At 50.9% G+C, this 25,829-nt stretch carries 24 protein-coding genes and 1 tRNA gene; 10 read left to right on the top strand and 15 right to left on the bottom strand.

Going from position 1 to position 25,829, the window contains the following annotated elements:
* Positions 1–581 precede the first annotated feature (581 nt).
* From pth to JQN73_RS11070, 7 genes are all read right to left on the bottom strand, one after another.
* Positions 582–1,166, bottom strand: a complete 585-nt coding sequence (pth, locus tag JQN73_RS11040) for an aminoacyl-tRNA hydrolase (protein ID WP_205323059.1) — start codon at positions 1,164–1,166, stop codon at positions 582–584.
* Positions 1,167–1,465: 299 nt separating this feature from the next.
* A complete protein-coding gene (locus JQN73_RS11045; protein ID WP_205323060.1) occupies positions 1,466–2,086 on the bottom strand; it encodes a 50S ribosomal protein L25/general stress protein Ctc in 621 nt (206 codons plus the stop codon).
* 121 nt (positions 2,087–2,207) lie between these two features.
* The gene (locus JQN73_RS11050; protein ID WP_205323061.1) at positions 2,208–3,161 is read right to left on the bottom strand and encodes a ribose-phosphate pyrophosphokinase; all 954 of its coding nucleotides are present in this window, start codon (positions 3,159–3,161) and stop codon (positions 2,208–2,210) included.
* A gap of 237 nt (positions 3,162–3,398) precedes the next feature.
* A tRNA-Gln gene (locus JQN73_RS11055) sits at positions 3,399–3,475 on the bottom strand.
* Positions 3,476–3,554: 79 nt separating this feature from the next.
* Positions 3,555–4,418: a 4-(cytidine 5'-diphospho)-2-C-methyl-D-erythritol kinase gene (gene ispE / locus JQN73_RS11060; RefSeq protein WP_205323062.1), complete on the bottom strand. Its 864-nt coding sequence runs from the start codon at positions 4,416–4,418 to the stop codon at positions 3,555–3,557.
* 156 nt (positions 4,419–4,574) lie between these two features.
* Positions 4,575–5,291 carry an outer membrane lipoprotein LolB gene (locus JQN73_RS11065; RefSeq protein ID WP_205323063.1) on the bottom strand — a complete coding sequence of 239 codons (717 nt, stop codon included), beginning with the start codon at positions 5,289–5,291 and terminating at the stop codon, positions 4,575–4,577.
* Between the two features lie 68 nt (positions 5,292–5,359).
* Positions 5,360–7,153 (bottom strand): tetratricopeptide repeat protein, encoded by a 1,794-nt coding sequence (locus JQN73_RS11070; protein ID WP_205323064.1) that lies wholly within the window; start codon positions 7,151–7,153, stop codon positions 5,360–5,362.
* Positions 7,154–7,593: 440 nt separating this feature from the next.
* Here JQN73_RS11070 and mutM point away from each other — a divergent pair, with 440 nt between their 5' ends.
* Positions 7,594–8,415: a bifunctional DNA-formamidopyrimidine glycosylase/DNA-(apurinic or apyrimidinic site) lyase gene (gene mutM, locus JQN73_RS11075; protein ID WP_205323065.1), complete on the top strand. Its 822-nt coding sequence runs from the start codon at positions 7,594–7,596 to the stop codon at positions 8,413–8,415.
* 210 nt (positions 8,416–8,625) lie between these two features.
* The gene (gene mutY, locus JQN73_RS11080) at positions 8,626–9,726 is read left to right on the top strand and encodes an A/G-specific adenine glycosylase (RefSeq protein WP_370551360.1); all 1,101 of its coding nucleotides are present in this window, start codon (positions 8,626–8,628) and stop codon (positions 9,724–9,726) included.
* Positions 9,727–9,791: 65 nt separating this feature from the next.
* Here the strand turns inward: mutY and rapZ are convergent, their stop codons facing one another.
* From rapZ to ilvA, 6 genes are all read right to left on the bottom strand, one after another.
* Positions 9,792–10,655 carry an RNase adapter RapZ gene (gene rapZ, locus JQN73_RS11085; protein ID WP_205323067.1) on the bottom strand — a complete coding sequence of 288 codons (864 nt, stop codon included), beginning with the start codon at positions 10,653–10,655 and terminating at the stop codon, positions 9,792–9,794.
* Between the two features lie 280 nt (positions 10,656–10,935).
* A complete protein-coding gene (hprK, locus tag JQN73_RS11090; RefSeq protein WP_205323068.1) occupies positions 10,936–11,886 on the bottom strand; it encodes an HPr(Ser) kinase/phosphatase in 951 nt (316 codons plus the stop codon).
* 92 nt (positions 11,887–11,978) lie between these two features.
* Complete coding sequence (locus tag JQN73_RS11095) at positions 11,979–12,455, bottom strand: PTS sugar transporter subunit IIA (protein ID WP_205323069.1); 477 nt, start codon at positions 12,453–12,455, stop codon at positions 11,979–11,981.
* Positions 12,456–12,633: 178 nt separating this feature from the next.
* Positions 12,634–13,239, bottom strand: coding sequence for a hypothetical protein (locus JQN73_RS11100; protein WP_205323070.1), 606 nt, complete (start codon positions 13,237–13,239; stop codon positions 12,634–12,636).
* A 182-nt stretch (positions 13,240–13,421) separates the two neighbouring features.
* Positions 13,422–14,258 carry an NADPH-dependent 7-cyano-7-deazaguanine reductase QueF gene (gene queF / locus JQN73_RS11105; protein WP_205323071.1) on the bottom strand — a complete coding sequence of 279 codons (837 nt, stop codon included), beginning with the start codon at positions 14,256–14,258 and terminating at the stop codon, positions 13,422–13,424.
* 278 nt (positions 14,259–14,536) lie between these two features.
* Entirely contained in the window at positions 14,537–16,063 is a 1,527-nt protein-coding gene (ilvA, locus tag JQN73_RS11110) for a threonine ammonia-lyase, biosynthetic (protein WP_205323072.1), read from the bottom strand.
* Positions 16,064–16,316: 253 nt separating this feature from the next.
* Between ilvA and JQN73_RS11115 the strand changes: the two genes are divergently transcribed.
* Positions 16,317–16,808 (top strand): YqaA family protein, encoded by a 492-nt coding sequence (locus JQN73_RS11115; RefSeq protein WP_205323073.1) that lies wholly within the window; start codon positions 16,317–16,319, stop codon positions 16,806–16,808.
* Positions 16,809–16,846: 38 nt separating this feature from the next.
* Here JQN73_RS11115 and JQN73_RS11120 read toward each other — a convergent pair whose 3' ends face one another.
* Together JQN73_RS11120 and JQN73_RS11125 are read right to left on the bottom strand one after the other, a co-directional pair.
* Positions 16,847–17,002: a hypothetical protein gene (locus JQN73_RS11120; RefSeq protein WP_205323074.1), complete on the bottom strand. Its 156-nt coding sequence runs from the start codon at positions 17,000–17,002 to the stop codon at positions 16,847–16,849.
* A gap of 40 nt (positions 17,003–17,042) precedes the next feature.
* Positions 17,043–17,282 (bottom strand): hypothetical protein, encoded by a 240-nt coding sequence (locus JQN73_RS11125; protein WP_205323075.1) that lies wholly within the window; start codon positions 17,280–17,282, stop codon positions 17,043–17,045.
* A gap of 129 nt (positions 17,283–17,411) precedes the next feature.
* Here JQN73_RS11125 and JQN73_RS11130 point away from each other — a divergent pair, with 129 nt between their 5' ends.
* From JQN73_RS11130 to JQN73_RS11160, 7 genes are all read left to right on the top strand, one after another.
* Positions 17,412–21,428 carry an FAD/FMN-binding oxidoreductase gene (locus JQN73_RS11130; protein ID WP_205323076.1) on the top strand — a complete coding sequence of 1,339 codons (4,017 nt, stop codon included), beginning with the start codon at positions 17,412–17,414 and terminating at the stop codon, positions 21,426–21,428.
* Positions 21,429–21,432: 4 nt separating this feature from the next.
* Positions 21,433–21,855, top strand: a complete 423-nt coding sequence (locus JQN73_RS11135; protein WP_370551229.1) for an HIT family protein — start codon at positions 21,433–21,435, stop codon at positions 21,853–21,855.
* A 20-nt stretch (positions 21,856–21,875) separates the two neighbouring features.
* The gene (locus JQN73_RS11140; protein WP_205318874.1) at positions 21,876–22,307 is read left to right on the top strand and encodes a gamma-butyrobetaine hydroxylase-like domain-containing protein; all 432 of its coding nucleotides are present in this window, start codon (positions 21,876–21,878) and stop codon (positions 22,305–22,307) included.
* A 58-nt stretch (positions 22,308–22,365) separates the two neighbouring features.
* On the top strand, positions 22,366–22,935 hold the full coding sequence (locus JQN73_RS11145) for a phosphonate degradation HD-domain oxygenase (protein ID WP_205318875.1): 570 nt from the start codon (positions 22,366–22,368) through the stop codon (positions 22,933–22,935).
* Positions 22,936–23,287: 352 nt separating this feature from the next.
* A complete protein-coding gene (gene ubiE / locus JQN73_RS11150) occupies positions 23,288–24,022 on the top strand; it encodes a bifunctional demethylmenaquinone methyltransferase/2-methoxy-6-polyprenyl-1,4-benzoquinol methylase UbiE (RefSeq protein ID WP_205318876.1) in 735 nt (244 codons plus the stop codon).
* Positions 24,023–24,042: 20 nt separating this feature from the next.
* On the top strand, positions 24,043–24,966 hold the full coding sequence (locus JQN73_RS11155) for a Tim44 domain-containing protein (protein WP_205318877.1): 924 nt from the start codon (positions 24,043–24,045) through the stop codon (positions 24,964–24,966).
* A 217-nt stretch (positions 24,967–25,183) separates the two neighbouring features.
* The gene (locus JQN73_RS11160; RefSeq protein WP_240162234.1) at positions 25,184–25,810 is read left to right on the top strand and encodes an SCP2 domain-containing protein; all 627 of its coding nucleotides are present in this window, start codon (positions 25,184–25,186) and stop codon (positions 25,808–25,810) included.
* The last annotated feature ends 19 nt before the right edge of the window (positions 25,811–25,829 follow it).

The following is a 25,829-nucleotide window of genomic DNA, read 5'->3' on the forward strand; positions in this document are numbered from 1 at the left end:
TTGGTTCTTTTCGGAATCCCGCGTCTGGCTATTGTTAAGTCATGCCTTTGTGTTTACCATCCCCGCGTCCAATCGGGGGATGCAAAGCACAGAGCGAAAATGATGCAATTGGGTGTTTGTTGCAGGATCCTCACGCGGCCTGAATAATCGTGCCGGAATAGGGTAATCGCTTCGAACCTGGAAGGCTCAAAGCGAATTAGGCTCAAACTCTTCATTCCTTGATCAGCGCTTCACCAAGCAACTTGACGCCATAAAGTTAGCGATAATGTCTTGGGTGGTGATAATGATGATGGTGGTGACGGTAATGGTGCACCATTGGTCGATGATTTTGTGCTTGCGCAAATGGAATAAATCCGAGGACAAGGGCAACAAGACAGAGTAGCTTTTTCATTTTCACTCCTTTGAATGGTTCTAGGGGTCATCCGCATGTGCAGCGGCATGATGTTAAAACGCTATCAAAGCGAATCGGTTGACGCTGTTTGCCCTCACATTACCAATTTTGAGAAAAATACCGCCAGGAAAAGACCATCGAGCGTGATTGGATTGGTGAATCGCCAGTGAAGCGAATCAGAGAAAGGCGATTATTTTGCGGTGTGCAACTGCATGGTGGCTTCAGAAAATTTGCCGTCACACAGCATCGGAATGACTTTTAAGCTCTCGGCAATGGCATCATCGAGTAGGGGCTGCTCTTCCTTGCGTGGTCGATGCAACACAAAATCTGCCACGCCCTGTTGCAAATTCAAGGTGCGCGGGTGACCGATCCCGATGCGTAAGCGCCAATAATCTTGCGTGCCGAGTGCGGCGGTAATATCCTTTAGACCGTTATGTCCCCCGGACGAGCCACCTTTCTTGAGCTTGGCGACGCCAGGCATTAAATCCAGCTCATCATGAACAACCAACACCTCTTCAGCAGCAATTTTGTAAAATCGCGCTAAGGTGCCAACGGATTGTCCGGACCGGTTCATAAAGGTTTGCGGTTCCAGCAGCCACACTTCCTGGGCATTAATTCTGACTTTTCCGACCAGGGCTTTGAAGTCGGCTTTGCGTTGAAGGCTACAGCCGAGATCTTGCGCCAGATTGTCGACCAGCCAGAAGCCAGCGTTATGGCGGGTTTGTTCGTATTCCGGGCCGGGATTGCCGAGGCCGACGATAAGGCGAATTGACATAAGATTCCGAATAATGCGTGCGGTGAAGTTGGGCGTATTAATTGTCGATGACGTCAACGGTGTTTTAATGAGCTGTCATCGGGCAACTTGACACCTTTGCCAAGATTTTAGGGGAAAACACGTCACTAAGGCAATTTGGTTCGCGTACCGAGAGCGCGGCGCTTGCGGTCCCACAAGCGTTATAAGATGGGGTTGAGCTCAGACCGGTGCTCGCTTCTGTCTACGGTATCAAGCCAGGAATAAAAAAAACCCGCCACGAAGGGCGGGTTTCCAAGTCACAAAATATGTGACGAATTACATTATTTCTTTTCAGCAGCTGCTGCTGCAGCAGCAGCAACATCAGCTGGCACCTCAGCTTCAACTTTACCGGCTGGAATCGCAGCAGTAGCGATTGTCAGGTTTTCCTGGCTCACAACTGTTACGCCAGCAGGCAATTTCAGGTCAGCCAGGTGAATCGAGTGGCCGACGTCGAGAGCTGACAGATCAACTTCAACGAACTCAGGCAAGTCTTGCGGCAAGCAAGAGATGTCCAGGTCAGTGATAACGTGGCTGATGATACCGGCCGACAATTTCACAGCTGGGGAGACGTCTGCATTGATAAAGTGCAAAGGCACTTTAACGTGGATTGCTTGTTTCGCGTCTACGCGTTGGAAATCTGCGTGCAGGACCAATTGTTTGTATGCGTGGACCTGAAAGTCACGTAGCAACACTTTTTGAACCGCGCCATCAATTTCCAGATCCAGGATCGACGAGTGGAATGCTTCTTTCTTCAGCGCGTGGTAAAGCGCGTTGTGATCGAGCGACAGATTAACTGGCGCGTCCGAACCACCGTATACGATTCCTGGTGTTTGGCCAGCAATGCGCAGGCGGCGGCTCGCTCCGGTACCCAGCTCTTTGCGAACAAATGCGATAACTTTCATTTTGAAACTCCGTTGTTTGCAAGACTTCCGTCTTGCGGTAAAAATCTCCCGCGACCAGGGGATTTAAGTACACCAGTGAACAGGGAAATCCCATTCAGAGGTTATAAATTCTTTACAAATTTTATGACTCTGCGAACAGTGACATGACTGAATCGCCTCTGCTAATGCGCTTAAACGTTTCGGCTAGCAACTCGGCACAGGACAATTGACGAATCTTGCCGCAGGCCTTGGCTTCGGCGGAAAGGGGAATGGTATCGACTACAACCAGTTCGTCGAGTGGTGAATTAACAATGCGCTCAAGGGCCGGACCGGACAATACCGGGTGCGTACAGTAAGCAACCACTTTCTTCGCGCCACGTTCTTTCAGTACTTCTGCCGCTTTTGTCAGGGTGCCCGCGGTATCGACCATGTCATCCATGATCACGCAGTTACGACCTTCGACTTCACCAATGATGTTCATGACTTCAGAAACGTTGGCTTTAGGACGACGTTTGTCAATAATCGCCAGATCGCAATTCAGACGTTTTGCCAGAGCCCGGGCACGTACTACGCCGCCGACATCTGGTGAAACGACCAGCAGATCATCATAGTTCTTGCTAACCAGATCACCCAACAAAATAGGCGACGCGTAAATATTGTCAACCGGGATATCGAAGAAACCTTGAATCTGGTCTGCATGCAGATCCATAATTAACACGCGTTCAACGCCGGCTTCCTGCAACATATTGGCAACCACCTTGGCAGAAATCGCTACGCGAGCTGAACGCGGACGACGATCCTGACGGGCATAACCAAAGTAGGGAATCGCAGCAGTAATGCGACCAGCCGAGGCACGTTTAAGTGCGTCGACCATCAACATAATTTCCATCAGGCTGTCGTTAGTTGGTGCGCAGGTTGATTGCAGCACGAAAACATCTTTACCGCGGACGTTTTCGTTGATTTCAACGGCTATTTCACCATCAGAAAATTTGGTTACGTTAGCTTTGCCTAACGGAATGCCGAGCTGTTTGGCAACTCCAATAGCTAGTTCCGGGTTTGCGTTGCCGGTAAAAACCATAAGGTTTTCGAGTGCCATGGAGATCCCTGAATACAGTCGTTAAAAGTTAAAAAGCTAAGTAAAGCCAAGATGAGAGCGCCAACTTAAAAAGCCGACAATGCCCGACTGTGACAGTCTTGCGTTGGCGGCTTAATTTTGTATCGTCGTGTTTTTCGCGTTGCTTCGGGCAATGTTGCTGCCACATAAGCCGCTGGTTTCTTTTACAGCCTTGGTGTTAATTATTTTATGTTATCAATCAATAACATAAAAACTTTATGGCAGGGGAGGAAGGACTCGAACCTTCGAATGCTGGAATCAAAATCCAGTGCCTTAACCAACTTGGCGACTCCCCTACGCAACTTGTTGCCCATCATAATTGTCAAAACGCTGGTTCAGCGCTTGCATTTCATGACCGACGAATTAGGGACCAGATTATAGCAAATCTTTTAGAGGATGGAAGCTAATTCCTTTCGCTTTCCACACTTTCCAACGATTCTGTACTAATTTCCGCACATCATCGGCTTGCTGCTCCTGTTCAAACGCACAAAATACACATGCACCAGAACCGGTCATCCTTGCATTTCCGTGAGTGCTGAGCCACTTAATGACTTCTTCAACTTCAGGAAACAACTTGGTCGCAACGATTTGTAAATCATTCTTTCCAAAGCAATCCTGATGCCCTGAAAAGTCCGCTATTTTGACCAATTTTGTGTCCCGTGTCAATTCTTCTGACGAAAATATTAACGAAGTAGCGATTTGAACCCCGGGTTCGATCACGATGTACCAGCAGTCCTTGGTGTCGACGGGCGCCAGCGCCTCGCCAATACCCTCTGCGAATGCGTTTTGGCCGAATATAAAAAACGGCACATCCGCGCCCAACTGTAAGCCGATGGCCATCAACTCCTCCCGACTGAAGCCCGCGTCCCATAGGTGATTTAGCGCCATCAAGGTAGTGGCGGCATCCGATGAGCCACCACCCAAACCGCCGCCCATGGGTAATATTTTATTGATCGCAATATTGGCCCCGGGAAGGTTTTGACCAGTTTTCTGTTGTATGGCCGTTTGCAGCAGTTTGGCCGCGCGCACGATCAGATCGCTTTCCTCTGGTATGCCTGGAATGGCGGTAACGCGATGAATGATGCCGTCGTTGCGGGTTTCAAAGTCCAGCAAATCACCATAATCGAGTAATTGGAAGACTGTTTGCAGCAGATGATAACCGTCGGCACGTCGGCCATTGACGTGCAGGAAAAGATTGAGTTTGGCGGGAGCAGGGCAGTTTTTAAGCGTACGTGTCATAACAAATAAATGGTGTGGTAACAGGCCAGTAGCAAAAGCCTGCGTTCAGGCTTTATCTATACAATTTGTTTATGCAATTTATTTATACAGTTTATCTCTGCAATTTATCTACGCCATATTTGTGTCATTTCAACCAAGGGGCGGAAATGACACGGTTTAGTGGGGTTGAGCGCTATCAATCACAATGCGGATCGCGACATCGCCGGCTTGGGCGGTATTGCGAGTCAAGTCGATCCGTTTGGGTAAGCTACCTGATTGTGCGCTGTTAGCCGAGCCTGCCTGGACCGCTATCGGTTGCCAGGTATCGTATTGAATCGACCACCGGTCGGCGGTGGTAACGGTTGAAACGCCGCCACTGACTGTTGGGTTAACGCTGAAAGGTTTGCCATTGGCACCGGCACCGAAGCCTTGCAACCACTCGCGCAGTCCTGCAATCGGTAACGGCCATCCCAAAGCCTGAGCGGTCAACAGATCGACATCTGCGGCCGTGCGTGAGGGTTGTCCCGCTTGGTGCAGGGTAGATTGCTGGGGCGTTATATCGATGGTGGCCAGCGTTTGTCCCAACGGCGACAGCAACGTCACCAGCGTATGCTGGCTGGTTTGTGCCCAGGTGAAGCTGCCATGCAGGGCTTGTTCTTTCCCATCCTGTTGATAGCGTACGGATAAGCGTCCACTGAAATCGATCGCCTGATGATATAGGCGCGTGGCGTTATCGTTATTGGCCGTTACCGTAACCGGTACAGCAGGCTGTGTAAACGTTGCACAACCGCCGATCGTCAAGGCGGTGAACACGACGCCGATCAGCGAAAATGTCGTCAATTTTGTCAAAGAAGCGACTCTCTCCGACAAGGCGCGTGCGCCAATGGCGATCATTTCGCTCGCACCCGATCTGTTTTTTCTGTCCGTCTTTGGCTCCCAAAGACGGACAATCCCAAACTTCATCATAGGTTTACATGCAAGCGCGTCAGCGTGCTGGTCAGCGCTGCATTTTTAGGATCTTTAGCCTGCAGGTCGCGCCATATCTTCTGCGCTTCCTCTTTTTTTCCGGTGGTCCATAAAACTTCGCCCAGGTGTACCCCGATTTCAACATCAGGGAGCGCTGCATAAGCGGCGCGCAGATGCACTTCTGCATCCGGCAGATTACCCATACGGTATTGCACCCAACCCATGCTATCGAGAATGAATGGATCTTGAGGAGCCAGGGACAACGCTTTTTGAATCAGCGCATAGGCTTCCGGCAGTCGAATGTTGCGCTCCGCCAGCGAATAACCTAATGCGTTATACGCTTGCTGACTATTCGGGGCGATTTCGATTAATTTCCGTAGCGATGACTCCATGACCGACACGTTGTCGAGTTTTTCGGCCACCATTGCGTAGTCGTATAAGAGGTCAGTATTTTTCGGATAATGTTTGAGCTCGATTTCCAGGACCCGCAGCGCCTCGGTATTGCGGTTCGCATCACGCAAGAATTGCGCGTCCACTTGCGCAACCTGGACTTCTTCGCCCTCTCCATTGGTTTCGATCTGTGCCAGAACTTTCCTTGCGCCTTCGACATCGCCGCGTTTCGCGATCAATTGCGCGCGTCTGAGCTGCGTATCGAGATAAGCTTCACCGGGACCGACTTTGGCCAGCCAGTTAAGCGCACCGTCAATGTCATTTCGCTCAGCGGCTATCTGGGCCAAAATCTGGAGCGCTTGGGTGTTATCGCGATTTTCGTCTGGATGCGCCTCAAGTTTGTCGACATATTGGGTGAGATAATTCTCCGCCATTTTGTTATCGCCAATTTGCGCGTTTAGTAATCCGAGCGCCAGCAGCGTGGTGAGATCGTCTTTGTCAGTTTTGAGTAAAACTTCAAATTGCGCACGCGCCAGATCGTATTGTTTTTGTTCAACCAACGTGCGTGCATAGGCGATCCGCACTTCACGCGCTTTAGGATGGATCGCCAGGAAGTCGGTTAATGCCTTCGCCGCAATCACTTTGTCTGGCGCAACCTGCGCAACGGTCAGAATGGCCAGCTCGGAATCCGGTTTTAGTTGTAATCCCAGATGGGCTTCTTCCACTGCGCGAGGACTATCGCCATTCGAAAATGCCGCTTGCGCCAGGGCAAGGTGCGCTTCTGGTAGATTGAGATAAGGCGCGACAATGGCTTCCAGCATGCGCATGGCGGCGACCTTATCCTGTGCCCGACTTAACAGGCGCTGGATTTGGAATATGACCAGCCCGCGCGTCGGAGGCGATGCAGTTGCGAGCCGCTGTTCTAAAATTGGCTGGGCTTCTGACAGATTGTTACTCAGCATGATGAAGCCGAGAAAATACTGTGTTGCTTCATCAGAGTCGGGTGCTAGCTCGCGCCACAAACGTATGGCCACTAATGCGTCACCAGCTTGTTTTGCACTTAAGGCCATCTCCGCAGCCCGTCGCGCAGGTCGTGGATCGCGCGTCTGCTTTGCTACACTTATCAGTGTGACATAGGCAGACTGCCAGTTGCCGCGCTGAAAGGCGATCTCTGAACTCAGTTCTTTGAACAAAATTTCACTGGTCAACTCAACCAATGGCAGATGTTCATCTTGCTTTTTTGCATCGGCATCGGAAGTGTCCTCGTCCGACTTTGGTGCGGCGGCCGCAGTTTTTTCGGTAGGTGTGTGTTTAGTACCACCGGTGCTATTGGTTGGCGCCAGGCCTGCGCATGCAGACAACAAGGTCGAGAGCGTTACAATGGCAAGAGCTTTTTTCAAGGCATTATCCTGTCTAACAAGGCGGAGTTGTAGGGCAGTTCTAATAAAATCAGTATTGCTGCATCCGGAATTTTTAAAGGTCGACTTGATTTTACGCCCAACCAGAGCGGAATGTGCGACTGCACCCTACGTTTCGGGTTTTACCAGCGATAGGGAAATTTGCTACCATTCGACGAGCTTGGCGAGGCTGGGTGGCCTGCATCACGCGTAAACGGCGCCGAAGATTCGACGAGTCGCAAGATTTTGATGATTTTAAGTATCGTTTGGTTACAAATGATTGCCGAATTTAAGCCGAATTAAAGGCGAATTAAAGGCGAACCAACCCCGAATCAACGTTGAATTAGTGCTGCTGCTGTTTGTACCATAAAATAATTAACCGTTCCAGGCGAAAGATCGGCGTTTTTTACCATCGTCCAACATTTTTGAATGCGTTAATTGTTATGCCAGAACTCCCGGAAGTTGAAGTGACCAGACGCGGCGTCGCGCCGCACATTGAAGGAAAAACTGTTACCGAGGTCGTATTGCGGCGCAGCGGATTGCGTTGGCCATTTCCGTTAGGATTGTCGCTTAGTTTAAGCGGTCGCACTATACGCGCCACGGGACGACGCGGTAAATACCTGCTCATTCATTTTGATCATGGCACCTTGATCGTGCATCTCGGGATGTCGGGTAACCTGCGTATTTTGCCGTTGGCGGCGCTTCCAAAAAAGCACGATCATTTCGATCTGGTCGTCGGCCAGCAATTGATGCGGATGAACGACCCTCGTCGCTTTGGCGCGGTTCTCTGGCATGCTCTGGAGGACGGCCCCGTTGCAGAACATGTATTGTTGGCCAAGCTTGGGCTGGAACCGTTAGAGGAAGTATTTTCCGGTGATATTCTGTACCAACAAACACGACACCGCAGCGCCCCCATTAAGCAAGTCTTGCTGGCTGGCGATATCGTGGTGGGCGTGGGGAATATTTATGCATGTGAAAGTTTATTCGAGGCCGGGATTAATCCAAAGCTTGCGGCGCACCGGATTGGCAAGGCACGGTATGCCAAATTGGCGAGCGCGATACGCGATATTCTGGCGCGTGCGATCGAAAAAGGCGGTAGTACTTTGCGCGATTTTGTTGGCGCCGATGGTAGTTCCGGTTATTTTCAGCAGAATTATTTTGTCTATGATCGGGCCGGCCAGGAGTGCCGTGTCTGCGGTTCGCTGATAATGCAAATCAAGCAAGGACAACGTTCTACGTTTTATTGTAAAACATGTCAAAAATAAAAAATAACGGTATGCAACACAACCACAAGTGATGCAAACGTCACCCGATCGGACGCTGGAAAATACCGGTCCCTGAACCTGAACAATCATTGTTGAAAGTTGCTGCAAATGAAGCGAGTTGTGAATAATTTTCCTGTCAGCGGTGGTGTCGCTGTGGTTGGGCCTGACGCGGGTGCCAACGCGGGTACCCAGATTCTGAATGCGATAAATTTGTCTGCATCAAACAGCGAGCAAGATATTGGGCGCTATATCGATCCCTTGTTCTCCGACGCCGTAATCAGGTGGCAAAAACAGCACGGGCGACATACGTTGCCCTGGCAAAATACGCGGGACCCGTATCGCGTCTGGCTCTCTGAAATTATGTTGCAACAGACGCAGGTGACTGCGGTTATTCCCTATTATCAAAAGTTTATGGCGCGCTTTCCAGACTTGCAAAGTCTGGCAGAGGCGGCGAGCGAAGATGTGATGTCGCATTGGGCTGGGCTGGGCTATTACACGCGTGCCCGTAATTTGCATCGCTGTGCTCAGCGCGTGATGGCCGAGCACGGCGGCATATTTCCCCGCGATCCGTTATTACTGGAAGATCTTCCCGGTATCGGCCGCTCAACGGCGGCGGCTATCGCTGCGTTTTCTTATGGCGTGCGCGCGGCTATTTTGGACGGGAATGTCAAACGCGTGTTCGCTCGCGTATTCGGTATCGATGGTTATCCCGGAACAAAGCTAATCGAGGTGCCGATGTGGCAGCGGGCAGTGGCTTTGCTGCCGGAGCAGGGCGTTGAATCTTACACGCAGGGATTGATGGATTTAGGGGCAACACTTTGCACCCGTAGCAAGCCCTCTTGCACGCTATGTCCGCTGGCGCAGCGTTGCGTCGCACTGGCCACTAATCGGGTCGCGGAGTTGCCGGTACGTAAGCCGAAAAAGACAATCCCGGAAAAGCAAACCGGTATGTTGGTGATTGTTGACCGAGATCAGGTGTTACTGGAGCAGCGTCCGGATAGCGGTATATGGGGCGGTTTATTGTCGTTGCCTGAATTTGATATGGAGCAGGATATTTTATCGTCGGTTACGCGGTTGAGTGCACCCTTTGGCGTTGTAGCCTCATGCGAGCCATTACAATCTTTTCAGCACGTCTTTACCCATTTTAAGCTGCAGATTTCTCCTTTTGAAATCAAGCTTGAACGCCGCTTAAACATGGCCGCGCAGTCTTCCTATATTTGGTATTCGGCCGAAAAACTGATGGATGCGCCATTACCAGCACCGGTCAAAAAATTGTTGCTGGCAGTGTTCCGTCAAAACGACCTTTTTTGATGGTTACGCAATGCTCCTTCCCACAATGATGAGGAAAGGGTTCGTACGCATTCCGAAGAATTGACCTAACTCAGCTGTCGATGACGTCGCACCACTTGTTCTGTGGTTTCAAAGTGTTGCGCCAGATGCTCCACCATGTACACAGATCGATGTTGGCCGCCGGTGCAACCAATGGCGACTGTCAAATAACTCCGATTATCGTTCTTGAAAGAAGGTAACCATTTTGAGATGAAACCGGCGATGTCGTGCAGCAACTCCGCGACCAGCGGCAACTCATCAAGAAAGTCGATCACTGGTTGGTCTCGTCCATTGAGTGGGCGCAAGATGGGATCGTAATGCGGATTAGGCAGCATGCGGACGTCAAATACCAGATCGGCGTCAAGCGGAACACCCTGTTTAAAAGCGAACGACTCAAACAATAATGTTAACGGCGCGTGTTCGGTATCCAGCAGACCTTTTATCCAGCTGCGTAATTTGTTCGTGCTCAAATCAGACGTATCGATGATATGGCCAAGGCCCTCAATATCGACCAACAGTTCCCGTTCGTTAATAATGCACTCGGTCAGGGTCAGGCGATCAGACGGATTTTGGCCAGGACGCAAGCGATGCGATAACGGATGGCTGCGGCGCGTCTCAGAGAAACGCGCAATCAGCGCTTCGGTCTGCGCGGTCAGGAAGATCACCTTGACGTCGTGACCTTGCGCCTTGAGTTGTTGAATGTCGGAAGGAAGTCTTGCTAACGAATCGGCGCTGCGCGCATCGGTGGCGACCGCCAGCATTTGAATACCCTCGTTCACGCGCGTGGCGACCAGCTCACGTAATAAAGTTGGCGGCAGATTATCGACGCAAAAGTAGCCTGCATCTTCCAAAACGCGCAGGGCGACAGATTTGCCGGAGCCGGAAATACCAGTGATGAGGATTATTCGCATAGTCTATGGTGATGCATCCGTTGGTGTGCAGGAATTGGCCGATGCTCGTTGTGCGATTAAGCGTTTTCCGGAGTCATCACAGTCATCGAAATCGAAGGAGCCAACTCGCGCCGCAAATGGTTTTGAACTACAAACATAACATACCTCGCGCGATAATTTCACATTTGGAAGGCGCGCAGACACATATGGATGCTTTCAGCGCATTATCTCGCAGAAATTTTTGGTAAGTGACGTGCCAATATCGGTAGTGACTCAGTAGTGACTCAGTGACGTGCCGATATCAGTAAATATCGCTTTCGCTATCCATCACTGCGCGTTGGCGAGCTATGAAGTCTTTGAGTGTGTCGATCCCACGTAATTGCAAGATGGTGTTACGAACCGCAGCTTCAAGTAGCACCGCGATATTTCGTCCGGCTGCCACCGGTATGATGACCTTGCGCACAGGCAGCCCTAGTACATCGTCGTAATGGGCATCAAGCGGCAAGCGTTCATAGTTTTCTTCCAGCGTGGCACGACGCACCAGATGGACGATTAATTTTAAGCGCATTTTACGACGGACCGCAGTCTCACCAAATATCGTCTTGATATCCAACAGACCCAGGCCTCGCACCTCTAGCAGATTCTGTAGTAACGGAGGGCAACGACCCTCGATCATGTTCGGCGCAATTCGCGCAAACTCGACCGCATCATCGGCCACCAGGCCGTGACTACGTGAAATCAGTTCAAGCCCAAGCTCACTTTTGCCGAGACCCGATTCGCCGGTAATCAGGACGCCAACCCCAAGTACGTCCATAAACACACCATGCATAGTGATGCGTTGCGCTAATTTTTTTGACAGATAGACCCGCAAATAATCGATTACCTGCGCAGCCGGAAGCGGTGTCGAAAATAAAGGAATATTTTTTTCGTCGCAGATATCGAGGATGTCGGGCGGCGTCGCCAACCCTTGCGCGATGATAAATGCAGGCGGCGCACCGGCGACCAACTCTGAGGTCTGATAGGCGCGCGATGTCTCGGACAGACGCTTATAGTATTGGGTTTCCTGGTGGCCAAAAACCTGAATCCGTCCAGGATGGATCAAATTTAAATGGCCGACCTGATCTGCAGCGGATGCGGCATCCCCTGAAATCAGCCGCTCTCCACCCGGAAAACCAGCAAACCATCCGAGCTGCAGTGACTCGCGATTGTCTTCGTAGAGTTGTTGAATGGAGAGAGGCGTACTTGAAGGCATAGTAGGGCGTGGATGCGCGTCGATTGCTGAGTTGAGGAAATGAACTTCTGCAAATTTTCTAACCAATCAATTATGGCCTATTTTGCATTGTTTCAGTTCGCGTTTTCAGCACTCATTGGCTGCCAGGCGATAAGTCTTGCGTGAATCGAAACCGGGTCAGGATCGGTGCTGAGTATTTCCCTGAAAGCATCGCTGGAAAACATTTCCGCGACTTCCGAGAGAATTTCGAGGTGGTGCTGCGTCGCGTGATCAGGTACCAGCAAAAACACCAGGAGACTGACCGGCTCTCCATCCGGTGACTCAAACGGAATCGGCTGGGCCAGACGGACAAAAGCAGCGAGGGGTGCTTTCAAGCCTTTCACACGTCCGTGCGGTACCGCCACGCCATGACCCAGTCCGGTGGAGCCAAGCCTTTCGCGTGCAAAAAGGTTATCAGAGACGGTTGAACGCGCAATGCCGCAATTGTTTTCGAACATCAGTCCTGCTTGCTCGAAGGCACGCTTTTTACTGGAAACTTCCAGATCCAGCACAACATTTTGAGCTGGTAAGATTTTTGCGAGATTAGTCATTTTTACGAATCAGTTTGCTACACCGTAGTGATGTTGTGCAGAATTATAGGCCTGAATCTCGCCCGTAGCACCTAGTTGCCGTAATGGTTTTGTGGGGTTTTACGATTACGCGCTTATTTCTGGTGAATTAACTGTTTCAGCAGCAAATTAATAGTTAATTTGTTTTTTATGCAACGAATTAATTGAGCTCAAAACGGGCAAATATCAACAAGACGTCGCCGTTACCTTTGTTGCCTGACAGGCGGGGGACGTATGAAAACATTAATTTACCTTTTTTTGTTCCTATTCCTGCAATCGGTAACGGCAGTGGAAAGGGAAAGCCGCCAAAATAATCCTGGCGACTCACCAGCATTGCAGTGTACCCCGCGCTTACCTCGATGGGACTTTTTGGCACATCAAAGACCCACTCGTATGCGTACCCCGCCATTAATTGAGGTTTGAAATGTGAATCCCGAATTCCGAAGAAATATAGTGATTCATCGTTTCCATCGGCATTGCGGAAGGTGCGTCCACCGCCTATACCCCAGGCTTTTTCGTTTAATTCCCGGATACGTTCGGCTGAATAAGTATCGCGACCATGATAAGCGTAACCGGATAAATAGACTTCCTCTGCGCCATTGTCGGCGATATTTTCGAGTCGATTCTTTGTTTGTTGCCACCAACTAGCGCTATCGCTGGGGACTTGCGCTGAGGGCGCTAGCTGGGCGTGCGCGGTCGATATAGATAATAGTGTGAACAGGGGGATCATTGCCAAGTGGCCAAATGAAGTTTTTTTACGGTACATAAGAGACTCTTTTTGAAGTAACAAAGGGAGCAGAAATAGTAGATTCCCACTCGACAACGTCATTCTTTTGGCGCAACAAAGCCACCATGACGGTCAATTTGAATTTTTTGCACACATGCATCAAATTAAGAATGCGGCGGTTGTGCTGATGCTTCAGGCGCTATTGGTCGGTGAATCCGATATTACTGGCGCGCAAGACGTCGATTTGATGGTGGTGGACCTGAAAAGTTGCAACGCCACGGGTTTATATCTAATCCACCACGGCGGGTATAGCGGGCGTATACGGATAACTTTTGCGGTGCGCACTGGTGCATTATGTCCATAAAAATGCGTTCGACGCATTGCTCATGAAATTCATTGTGATCGCGGAAACTAATCAGATAGCGCAGTAGACCTTCTTGATCTATCGGTGTGCCAACATATTGTATCTGCACGCTGCCCCAATCCGGTTGGCCGGTGACCAGGCAATTTGATTTTAGTAAATGCGAGATCAGCGTTTCACTAACGGGAATGGCATGTCGATCGGTTTTCAACAAAGTCGGCTTCGGTTGATAGTCGGCAACCTCAATATCCAACCGATCCAGCAATATTCCTGTTGGTTCTTTGATGATCTGGGTGGAGAATGCATCCGCTGTCGTGAGCGCAACCTGGACAGTCGCACCAAAACCAAGCGACAAGTCGGCGCGTAACAACGCCAGCAAAGCATCGGTATCCGCCAATTTAGTTTGATTGAAGGAATTCAAATATAGTTTGAAAGACTTCGATTCCACGATGTTGGGGGAGTCTGCAGGTGCTGTAATGGTGGCGATCGCTACTTGCGGTTTGCCGCGCAGGTTCAGCCACGACACCTCGTAGGCATTCCAGATATCGACCCCAAAAAATGGCAACGTGCCGTGAATCCCAATTTCTTCTCGCTTGGCCGTACGCGCAATGGAAAATAATAATGTTGGGTCGTATTCGGCCTTGTAAGTGGCAACTTTGCCCAATGGCGATAATTCCGGGGTAGTAGAAGCAGTCATGATTTTGGCGGTGCGTAAATAAAAATTCTGATAGTTTACCGGTGAGCCAAAATGCACTCTGCCGAAGTTCTGAGAAAGAAAAAGTTGAAGAGATGCAAGGAAGGTGCAGCCTCAGTATAGCCGCGATAACGATCCAATAACGATCCAATAACAAGCATACTGCTCGGGAGGCTATTCATCCCATATCATCGTCGACGCTGGGAGGAAAATGCAATCCCGATAAAAGTCGTTCAACCATTTCGTGGTGAAATTGGCGTCCAGAAGTCCGCCGCATAAGCTTATCCCAAAAACAGTTTATAGACCGGATTATCACTCTCGTCCCAATACCGATAGCCGAGATTTCCAAGAAAACTACGGAACGCCTTCATTTCTTTTTTCGGTACCTGCAGGCCAATCAAAATGCGGCCGACATCGCCACCCTGGCTACGATAATGGAACAGGCTTATATTCCAGTTCGGGGCCATGCAATCAAGAAAGCGCATCAATGCGCCGGGGCGCTCAGGGAATTCAAAGCGATACAACAGCTCATCATGCGCCAACGGGCTCTTGCCACCCACCAGATGACGAATATGTACTTTAGCCAGTTCATCGTGAGTCAGATCGAGCGTATTGAATCCGTGTTTCTCGAAATTTTTAGCGATTTGTCCCGACTCAACGCTAGTGGAGGTCTGGACGCCGACAAAAACGTGCGCAGCCTTTTCATCGCTGATGCGGTAGTTGAATTCAGTAACATTACGATCACCGACCAGTTTACAAAAACGGGCAAAACTCCCGCGTTCTTCTGGTATCGTGACGGCAAAAACTGCCTCCCGCGATTGCCCGATGTCTGCCATTTCGGACACGAATCGCAATCGGTCAAAGTTCATATTGGCACCGGAAGCAATGGTGATCAGGGTTTGGTTCTTGATCGGCTTGCGTGTGCCTTTGGCGCGCTCGATGTACGCTTTGGCACCGGCGACTGATAAGGCGCCGGACGGCTCCAGAATGCTACGGGTGTCTTGAAATACATCTTTAATGGCCGTGCATACGGCAAAGGTATCCACCAGAATAACCTCATCCACGTACAACTTTGCCAGCCTGAATGTTTCTTCTCCTACCAGTTTGACAGCGGTGCCATCGGCGAATAGTCCAACATCGGATAACGTAACCCGGCGGCCAGCTTTAAGGCTGCGTGCCATGGCATCCGAATCGACGGTCTGTACACCGATAATCTTGATTTCCGGACGGACCGCTTTGACATACGCCGCAATCCCGGCGATCAGGCCACCTCCGCCAATAGGAACAAAAATGGCATCAATCGGACCGGCATGCTGACGCAAGATTTCCATTCCAACCGTGCCCTGACCTGCGATAACATGCGGATCATCAAACGGATGCACAAAGGTTAGTTTATGTTTCTTTTCCAGCGTCAGCGCATGGTTATAGGCGTCTGTGTACGAATCGCCGAACAGTACCACTTCACCACCGCGGGCGCGGACCGCTTCAACCTTGACCATCGGGGTGGTGGTCGGCATCACGATCATGGCGCGACAGCCCAACTTTGCCGCCGATAAGGCCAGACCCTGCGCGTGATTGCCCGCGGAGGCGCAAATGACGCCGCGTTTGAGTTGTTGCGGCGTCAGGCTAGCCATCTTGTTATAAGCACCGCGCAGCTTGAAACTGAACACGCTCTGCACATCTTCGCGCTTGAAATAAATCTTATTCTCCATTTTCAGAGAAAGCGTCGGCGCTAAGTCAAGTGGCGTTTCCTGCGCAACGTCATAGACGCGTGCGGTCAGGATTTTCTGCAAATAATCTGTAGTCATGGTCAGGTCAAATTAGCGCGCTGCGGCCAATCAGGAAGTTTTTTGGTCGCTAGCGTGAGGTCAAGTTTCAAAGTCTATCCGATCAAGACAGCCGATCATTATAATGGACGCGCTCATGAAAGTCGGACTTACGCAAAACCGCACCATCCGCGTTGCGCTTGCTCATGACCGGTTAGCAGACATTAATAGGTATTTTGGCAATTTTTTGGCTTCTTTCCAAAGAAGCTCCGTTCCCCACTATTTTTTTATACTTATGATTGAAACAGCTGTTTTATGGGCTTTAGGCGTGCTGGCGATACCCACCGTCGGGTTGTGGTCAGTGTTTATTGTCAGTTTTGTATCAGCGACTTTGTTGCCGATGGGCTCCGAACCCGCCGTATTTGCCGTCATCAAGGCCAACGGCTCCCTTTATTGGGCGGTAATAGTCGTCGCAACCGTTGGAAATACGCTGGGCGGCGCTTTAGATTACTGGATGGGTTACAGCGCCAAGCAGGCGTTTGCACGGGAGCGCAAAAGCCGCTGGTTCCATTGGTTGGAACATTACGGCCCAAAAACCATGTTATTGAGTTGGTTACCGATTATCGGCGATCCCATCTGCACCCTGGCCGGATGGTTACATTTACCTTTTTGGCCAAGCGTCATGTATATGGCAATCGGAAAATTTCTGCGCTATATCGCTATGACGTGGATATTAATGTCTTTGCCGGATGGATTCTGGCGGCAGGTCGCACATTGGTTGTTTTAAGCGCCCGTGGACCCGAACAATTTATTAATCGGTTTAGCTTATGCCATTAGCCCATGCAAAACAACGCCAGCTAACGCAGGAGTTAATAGCAGCATCACCAATGGCGGCACAATACGAACTTGCCAGGGTTGTGCGTTAAGCAGGTGAGATATGCCGGAATAGCGATTATTAAGAACCTGGTTGCGCTTGATCATGATGAATTCCAATTTATTGAAAAGTTAGCTAAAACGACTGTCAGCCCTTGCATTGCGCGTATTCAGCCAGAGTGACGGCGATATTATCGATGATGACGATCATTAATCGATGCCACATAGTTGCTCTCAGTAAGGTTGTGTGATGGATCGAGTATAGATTAATACTATTGATTTTTGAAAGTTGATTGTATTTATCGATTTCATTGTTAATTGCTATCGTACAATTTTGCAAAACGGTTCCGTCGAAATGGTGGCGTGATGCTGTTGTTTTTTTATTCAAAAAGCTGATTCTCCTTAGAAATACTGCGGCTACAGGCAAATTGATGTCGCGCAAACACTAGCTCGCCGTCGCGACTCTTCGCTATAGGCTAAAATGCTTATTCAGCGGCAGCGCACTCTCTCCATACACATGAACGCCCCAGTACAAATTCAAGCCTTAGTTACAGATGCGCCCCACGGCGCAACCCCAACGCGCGTGCGCGAGATTCCCTACAATTACACGTCTTTTTCAGATCGTGAAATTGTCATTCGCCTTCTCGGCGAAGCCTCGTGGGCGTTATTAGACGATTTACGCTCCAAGCGCCAGACCGGTCGATCGGCACGTATGCTGTACGAAGTATTGGGCGACATTTGGGTAGTGCGCCGCAATCCGTATTTGCAAGACGACATGCTCGACAATCCAAAACGTCGGCAAGCCTTGATTGATGCATTGAATCATCGTCTGGCCGAGGTCGATAAACGTCGGCTGGATATCGCCCATGCCGAAGAGAATGACGACGACGCGAAGCAGCGTAGTGTGAAGGTTGAAGCATTAGTGCAGGCTGCACGTTTGGCAATCACCAAGTTTTCAGACGAGTTCCGTCAGACTTATGATCTGCGTAAGCGTACGCATAAAATTCTGGGCCGCTATACCGCCAAAGACAACATCAAATTCGACGGGCTTTCGCGTGTTTCGCACGTGACGGACGCCACCGATTGGCGCGTTGAGTATCCGTTTGTGGTCCTCACGCCCGACGGCGAAGACGAAATGGCCGGATTGGTAAAAGGCTGTATCGAGCTGGGTCTGACCATCATCCCACGCGGCGGCGGAACCGGTTACACCGGCGGGGCTATCCCACTGACGCCTTTTTCGGCGGTGATCAACACCGAAAAGCTGGAGCAGCTAGGCGCAGTCGAAATGGCCGTGTTGCCAGGCCTGCAGACCGAATATGCGACGATTTTCTCGGGTGCGGGTGTGGTCACCAAACGCGTTGCCGACGCCGCTGAAAAGGCCGGTTTCGTCTTTGCGGTAGACCCAACTTCAGCCTCTGCATCTTGCATCGGCGGTAACATCGCCATGAATGCGGGCGGCAAAAAAGCCCTGTTGTGGGGTACTGCCATTGACAATCTGGCAAGCTGGCGCATGGTCGATCCGAACGGTGACTGGCTCGATTGCACCCGCCTGGATCACAATCTCGGCAAAATTCATGACACGCCATTAGCGCGTTTCAAGCTGGAATGGCGACATCCGGCGGCAAAGGGGCACCCTGCAGAAGCGGTTTTCAAGACCGAAATTCTTGAAATACCTGGCGGTACTTTCCGCAAGGAAGGCCTGGGAAAAGATGTTACCGATAAATTCTTAGCGGGGTTGCCAGGCATTCAGAAAGAAGGTTGCGACGGACTGATTACCTCCGGCGTATGGATTTTGCACAAAATGCCGAAGTTCACGCGCACCGTCTGTCTGGAATTTTTCGGCCAGGCGCGCGACGCGATTCCATCGATTGTTGAGATCAAAACTTATCTCGATGGCCTACCTGCAAAAGGCGGGGGATTCACCTCCATTCGTTTGGCTGGTCTGGAGCATCTGGATGAGCGTTATTTGCGCGCCGTCGGTTACTCCACCAAGAGCAAACGCGGCGTTTTGCCGAAAATGGCCTTGTTTGGCGACATCGTCGGCGATGACGAAAATGCTGTGGCACACGCGGCCTCAGAGGTCGTGCGTCTGGCAAATAATCGCGTTGGCGAAGGCTTCGTGGCGGTTAGCCCGGAAGCGCGCAAAAAATTCTGGCTGGATCGTTCGCGCACTGCGGCAATTTCCAAACATACCAACGCCTTTAAAATTAATGAAGACGTGGTCATTCCGCTCAATCGGATGGGGGAATATACCGACGGTATCGAGCGCATCAATATCGAATTATCGATCAAAAACAAACTGCAACTGCTGGACCAGTTACAAGAGTTCATCGGCAAAGGCAATTTGCCGTTAGGCAAAAGCGAAGAATCCGACGGCGATGATATTGCAGGCGCAGAGCTCATGGAGCAGCGCGTACCGCAAGCCGAGGAACTGCTGGCGAAGGCTAAATTGCGTTGGACTTACTTGTTACAGCAACTCGACGCACCGCTGGCCGATATAAAGGCTGAACTTGCTGCACTCGGCCTGGATAAACTCAGCGAGACGTTTGAGCAGCGCCTGATTCAGCAACCGGACGCACGCCTGTTTGACGTGGTGCAGGATCGGACTATCAGCATTTCCTGGAAACAGGAAGTGCGGGCCCATTTGCGCCAAATTTTTAATGGCGGCGCGTTCAAATTGATTTTGGACGAATGCACGGCGATCCACAAAAAAGTACTGCGCGGTCGCGTGTTCGTGGCGCTTCACATGCACGCCGGTGATGGCAACGTGCATACCAATTTGCCGGTTAATTCCGATCATTACGAGATGTTGCAGGATGCCCATGCTGCGGTTGCGCGCATCATGAAGTTGGCGCGTTCACTGGATGGTGTGATTTCGGGCGAGCATGGTATCGGAATTACCAAGCTTGAGTTTCTGACTGAAGATGAAATTAAGGATTTCCGCGATTACAAATTACGGGTCGATCCTGAAGGCCGTTTTAACAAAGGCAAGCTGTTGAATTTGCCAGGGCTCGAAGCTGATTTGAGCAACGCCTACACACCGTCGTTCGGCCTGATGGGACACGAATCGCTGATCATGCAGCAGAGCGATATTGGTGCGATTGCCACGAGTATCAAGGACTGTCTGCGTTGCGGTAAATGTAAGCCGGTTTGTGCCACGCACGTGCCACGCGCCAACTTACTGTATTCGCCGCGTAACAAAATTCTGGCGACTTCATTGCTGGTCGAAGCCTTCTTGTATGAAGAGCAGACGCGACGCGGCATCTCGATTAAGCACTGGGAAGAATTTGAAGACGTTGCTGACCATTGCACCGTATGTCACAAGTGTTTGACGCCATGCCCAGTCGATATCGACTTCGGTGAAGTCTCGATGAACATGCGCAATTTGCTGCGCAAGATGAACAAAAAATCGTTTAATCCGGGCACCTCGGCGGCGATGTTTTTCTTGAATGCTAAAGATCCCGCGACGATCAACATGACGCGTAAAGTCATGACCGACTGGGGTTTCAAAGCGCAACGACTTGGCAACGACGTGCTGAAAAAGTTTGCCAAAAAGCAGACCAAAGCACCGCCGTCGACCATCGGTAAGGCACCGATAAAAGAACAGGTTATCCACTTCATTAACAAGAAGATGCCGGGCAATCTGCCGAAGAAAACCGCGCGCGCGTTGCTGGATATTGAAGACGATAAGGTGATCCCGATCATCCGTGATCCCCACACCACGACGGCGGAAACTGAAGCAGTGTTCTACTTCCCCGGATGTGGTTCCGAGCGGCTGTTTTCACAGGTTGGTTTAGCGACGCAGGCAATGTTATGGCACGTCGGCGTCCAGACGGTATTGCCGCCTGGTTACCTGTGCTGCGGCTACCCGCAACGCGGCTCCGGCGATTTCGACAAGGCTGAAAAGATCATCACCGATAATCGGGTGCTGTTCCATCGCATGGCGAATACCTTGAACTACCTCGATATCAAAACCGTCGTGGTGTCATGTGGTACTTGCTATGATCAGCTGCAAGGTTATGAATTCGAAAAAATCTTCCCCGGCTGTCGTATCATCGACATCCACGAATATTTATTGGAAAAAAACCTTAAGCTGGAAGGCGTCAACGGCACGCGTTATATGTATCACGATCCTTGCCATTCTCCGATGAAATTGCAGGACCCGTTGAAAACCGTGAACGCGTTAATCACGACCATTGATAATCAGAAGATTGAAAAAAATGATCGCTGCTGCGGCGAGTCAGGTACCTTCGGCGTCAGCCGTCCGGACGTGTCCACGCAAGTGCGCTTCCGCAAGGAAGAAGAAATGATCAGCGGAGCCGATAAAGTGCGTGCTGATGGATTCTCCGGGGAAGTCAAAATTCTGACGTCGTGCCCATCTTGCTTGCAAGGGCTAACGCGCTACAACGATGATTCCGGCACCACCGCAGATTACATCGTGGTCGAAATGGCGAAGCATTTATTGGGCGAAAACTGGTTGCCGGATTACGTCAATCGCGCCAATAACGGCGGTATTGAGCGGGTGCTGGTATAGCCTCATGATGAACTCTGCGGATTGCGCATTGTGTGCAGGTGACGGTGGCGAAATATTATTTCGGACCGACAAATATCGCGTGGTATTGGTCGATGATAACCAATACCCGGGATTTTGTCGGGTCGTCTGGCACGAACATGTGAAGGAAATGACCGACTTATCGGCCGCTGACCGGGATGTGTTCATGCAGGCAGTGTGGCGGGTCGAACAGGTGTTACGTGCCGTCATGCAGCCCGAGAAAATCAATCTGGCCTGCTTTGGGAATATGACGCCGCACTTGCACTGGCACGTGATTCCACGCTATCTGGATGATGTGCATTTTCCGCAACCGGTGTGGGGCACGCTTCAACAAACGACACCGGCAGTAGCGCTCGCAACACGGCATGCGCTGTTGCCGACCTTGCGTGCAGCGCTGCTGCGTGCATAAATTTTAGACACGGATAAAACATGCTTGGCTCGAAACAATCTGCACCAGTTCCCATTCCCGTCGCGTTTACCGCGCATCAAAAATCAGGCGTTCTGGAAGTCGCATTTGATGATGGCAAGACGTTCTCTTTGCCGTTCGAAATGATGCGCGTTTATTCGCCTTCGGCCGAAGTGCAAGGTCATGGGGAAGGACAGGAGACGTTGCAAATAGGCAAGCGCGGCATTACTTTGGCAGCGCTTGATCCGGTAGGTAATTATGCGGTCAAGCCCACCTTTTCGGACGGACACGAAAGTGGCATTTTCACCTGGACCTATTTGTACAAATTAGGTATGGAACAGGATGCACTGTGGGAAGATTATTTGCGGCGTCTGGATGATGCCGGAATTGGACGTGAGGCTGGCCGCGATTTGTCGATGATCGTCAAAAAAGCGGGTGGCCACGGTTGCGGTTAAGTCGCGTTGCCAAGTGAAAACAGCGTTTTTTTGTGCCGAACTTACGGAGTCTGATTAAATGTTGTCGATACCTGAAATTTGCCAATTGTTTGACGATGGTGGGGACGCCATGTATTCGGGCGAAGCTGTTTCGCAGCGTGCCCATGCCTTGCAAACGGCAACGCTAGCTGAACAAGCGGGTGCATCGGCAGAATTGATCACCGCCGCGTTGCTGCACGATCTTGGGCATCTTTTAAACCCGCAAGGCGAAACGCCGTCGGAACGGGGAATTGACGATACGCATCAATACTTTGCGATCCCGTATTTGCGCGGACTATTTAGTCCGGCTGTATTGGAGCCGATCCGGATGCACGTGGATGCCAAGCGTTATTTGTGCGCCACGGATGTCGCCTATTACGACAAGCTCTCGGCCGACTCCAAACGCAGCCTCGCCTTGCAAGGCGGCGTCTTTTCCGGTGACGCAGCGACAGCGTTCATCGCTCGGCCTTACGCTGCAGATGCAGTGCGTTTGCGCCTGTGGGATGATTTGGCGAAGGACGCTGCGATGGTCACGTCAGCGCTGGCTTATTTTGCGGGATTGATGGCTGGTTGTTCGCTGACTCCCGGTAATATCGCTGATAGTCGCTGATAGTCGCTGATAGGCGTTGATAGTCGTTGATAGTCGCTGAATGGGCGAGGTTGGTGAGAGACAAAAGCGCAATCCCAACGCTTTTAGCCTGGAATTAACACCGATTTTTTGCCGAATTAATGCCGATGACGGACTGTTCTTTGCCTGATCAGATCAATTGCCGTAGGGAAGACTGCCGATTTATCTTCCCAGCGAGCCGTTCGCTTTACGCTGCTGCAGTATTAACAGGCTTCCTGGCCAGCTTTCATATAATGAACTGTCGTTGTTAGTCGATGTCTGCTATTTGTCCTTTGACAACAACATCCTTCAACGGGCTTGTATAATGCAACCCTGCTTTAATAAGGTTATCAATATGACCAATACTACCCATTTCGGTTACGAAACCGTCGCTGAAGAAGACAAGGTGCATAAAGTTGCCGAGGTTTTCCATTCGGTCGCGGCCAAATATGACGTCATGAACGATCTGATGTCGGCTGGCATGCATCGTCTGTGGAAAGCCTTCACTATCGCCCAAGCTGCAATCCGCCCTGGATTTAAGGTGCTGGATATTGCGGGCGGAACCGGAGATCTGGCCAAAGCCTTCGCAAAACGTGCCGGTTCGACCGGTGAAGTCTGGCTCACTGACATTAACGAGTCGATGCTGCGGGTTGGGCGCGATCGTGTCTTGAATAGTGGCTTATCCACCCCCACTTTGCTTTGTGATGCGGAGAAATTGCCGTTTCCCGACAACTACTTCGATCGCGTGTCGGTAGCGTTCGGTTTGCGCAATATGACCCATAAGGATGTCGCGTTGTCCGAAATGCGTCGGGTGCTCAAGCCAGGCGGCAAATTGTTGGTACTAGAATTCTCTAAAGTCTGTGAGCAGCTCAAAAAGCCCTATGACGTGTATTCGTTTTCAGTATTGCCCTGGTTGGGTAAAAAAATCGCCAACGATGCTGAAAGCTACCGCTATCTGGCCGAGTCAATCCGTATGCATCCGGATCAGGAAACCCTGAAACAGATGATGCAGGACGCAGGGCTTGCGCGTGTGCAGTATTTTAATTTAACCGCTGGTGTGGCCGCATTGCATACCGGGATCAAACTGTAAGTATTCTGCCTGGAGGCAGCATGAAAAAATTATTCGTTGTATTGATGTTGATAGTGAGTGCTTTGTCGCTGACTATTTCAAGTGCGGAAGCCCGACGTCTGGGCGGCGGCGGATCGTTTGGCCGCCAATCGTCCGGCATTTCACGTTCGGTCCCGAATAGCCCGTCTCAACAAAATTTTGCGCGTCCCGCTACACCAGCGCCAGCCGCAGCGCCTGGCATAGCGCCTAAACCAGCTAGCCCGCTGAGAGGCATCATCGGGGGCGCATTATTAGGCTTGGGTCTGGGAGCGATGATGTCGCATTTCGGCCTTGGCGGCGCAGGAGGATCATTTCTGATGATCATTCTGTTAGCGTTCGTTGTGATATTCGTGGTGCGAATGGTGATGCGCCGCAACAGCGACGCAGCGCCAGCCTATCCGAATGCCTATTCCAACAGCCCCGGCAGCACCTCCAACGATAACAACCATCAAAGTTTCACGCCGGAGATCGGCTCGCGTCTTGAGCCAGCGCGGCCGGTTGCCTTCCAGGCCGAACCAACCGCAGCAGGACATGCAAACGTTCCGTGGGGAATTCCGCCGGACTTTGATGTGCCGGGTTTCGTAAGAAACGCCAAAACCTATTTCATTCGGTTACAGGCCGCGTGGGATAAAGCCGACGCTAACGACATCAGAGAATTCACCACGCCGGAAATGTTTGGCGAGTTGAAAATGCAATTACAAGAACGCGGTGCTTCGGCCAACAACACCGACGTGGTGCAACTTGACGGTGAGCTAATGGGTATTGAAATGGTCAATGACCATTATCTGGCCAGCGTTAAATTCAGCGGCTTGATCAAGGAAGTGCCGGAGGCGTCGGCCGAGCCATTCACAGAAGTATGGAATCTCTCCAAGCCGGCATCAGGGCCGGGTGGATGGATCCTGGCGGGGATTCAGCAGGTTAATTAGTCTGGGTGGCGCGACGCGAAGATAGCGCCGCTAAATATAGGGCTATAAGGTTATAGGGCCATTTTTGCGGGTGCCGGTATATGCTGCCTTAACCAGGTATTTTCCCGCAAGAAATAACCTGATGCGATATACGCCGTCAGTTTTAAACCGCTTCTGATAAACTTGGACCGCCCCTGACTTTCACGGGCGGTTTTGTTTTGTGACCAGGACATCTGCTTTGAATTTTACGCCCCTCACCGCCGCCGTTAATCATCTGCTAGCGCAGGAGCCTTGGGCACAGCGCAAGCTTGCCACGCATGCTGGCAAGATTGCTTTCATTGACGCCGCTGCATTTGTGCTCAAATGGCAAGTCACTGCCGATGGCATGTTGCAAGCGCCCGCAGCAGAAAATGATGCCGATCCCTCGCCCAATGTCACCATCAGGATGAAGTTGTCCGATTTGCCATTGATGGCGCAAAATCCTGAGCGCGCATTCTCTTATGTCAACATTCAGGGCGATGCGGATTTCGCCAGTGCGATTTCACAAATCGGCCTCGGTCTGCGCTGGGATGCGGAGCAGGATTTAAGTAAGTTGGTGGGGGACATTGCTGCCGTGCGTCTGGTTTCAGCAGCAAGGGCGACGTTCCAGACGGTGCAGACCACCCACAAAAAATTGGCAGAAAATCTGGCCGAATATTTTCTTGAGGAGAAACCTTTATTGGTGCGCCCTCATGTTGTTTCTGAATTTACGCAAAATGTCACGACCTTGCGGGATGATCTGGAACGTTTAATCAAGCGCATTGAGCGCATTGAACGGAGTGAGCGGATTGACCGTACAAAGGACGATCCTGCCTCCATGCCCTAGAGGCAAGGTCAATACGACT

It is taken from the genome of Glaciimonas sp. PAMC28666, from assembly GCF_016917355.1.
Lineage (GTDB): Bacteria > Pseudomonadota > Gammaproteobacteria > Burkholderiales > Burkholderiaceae_D > Glaciimonas.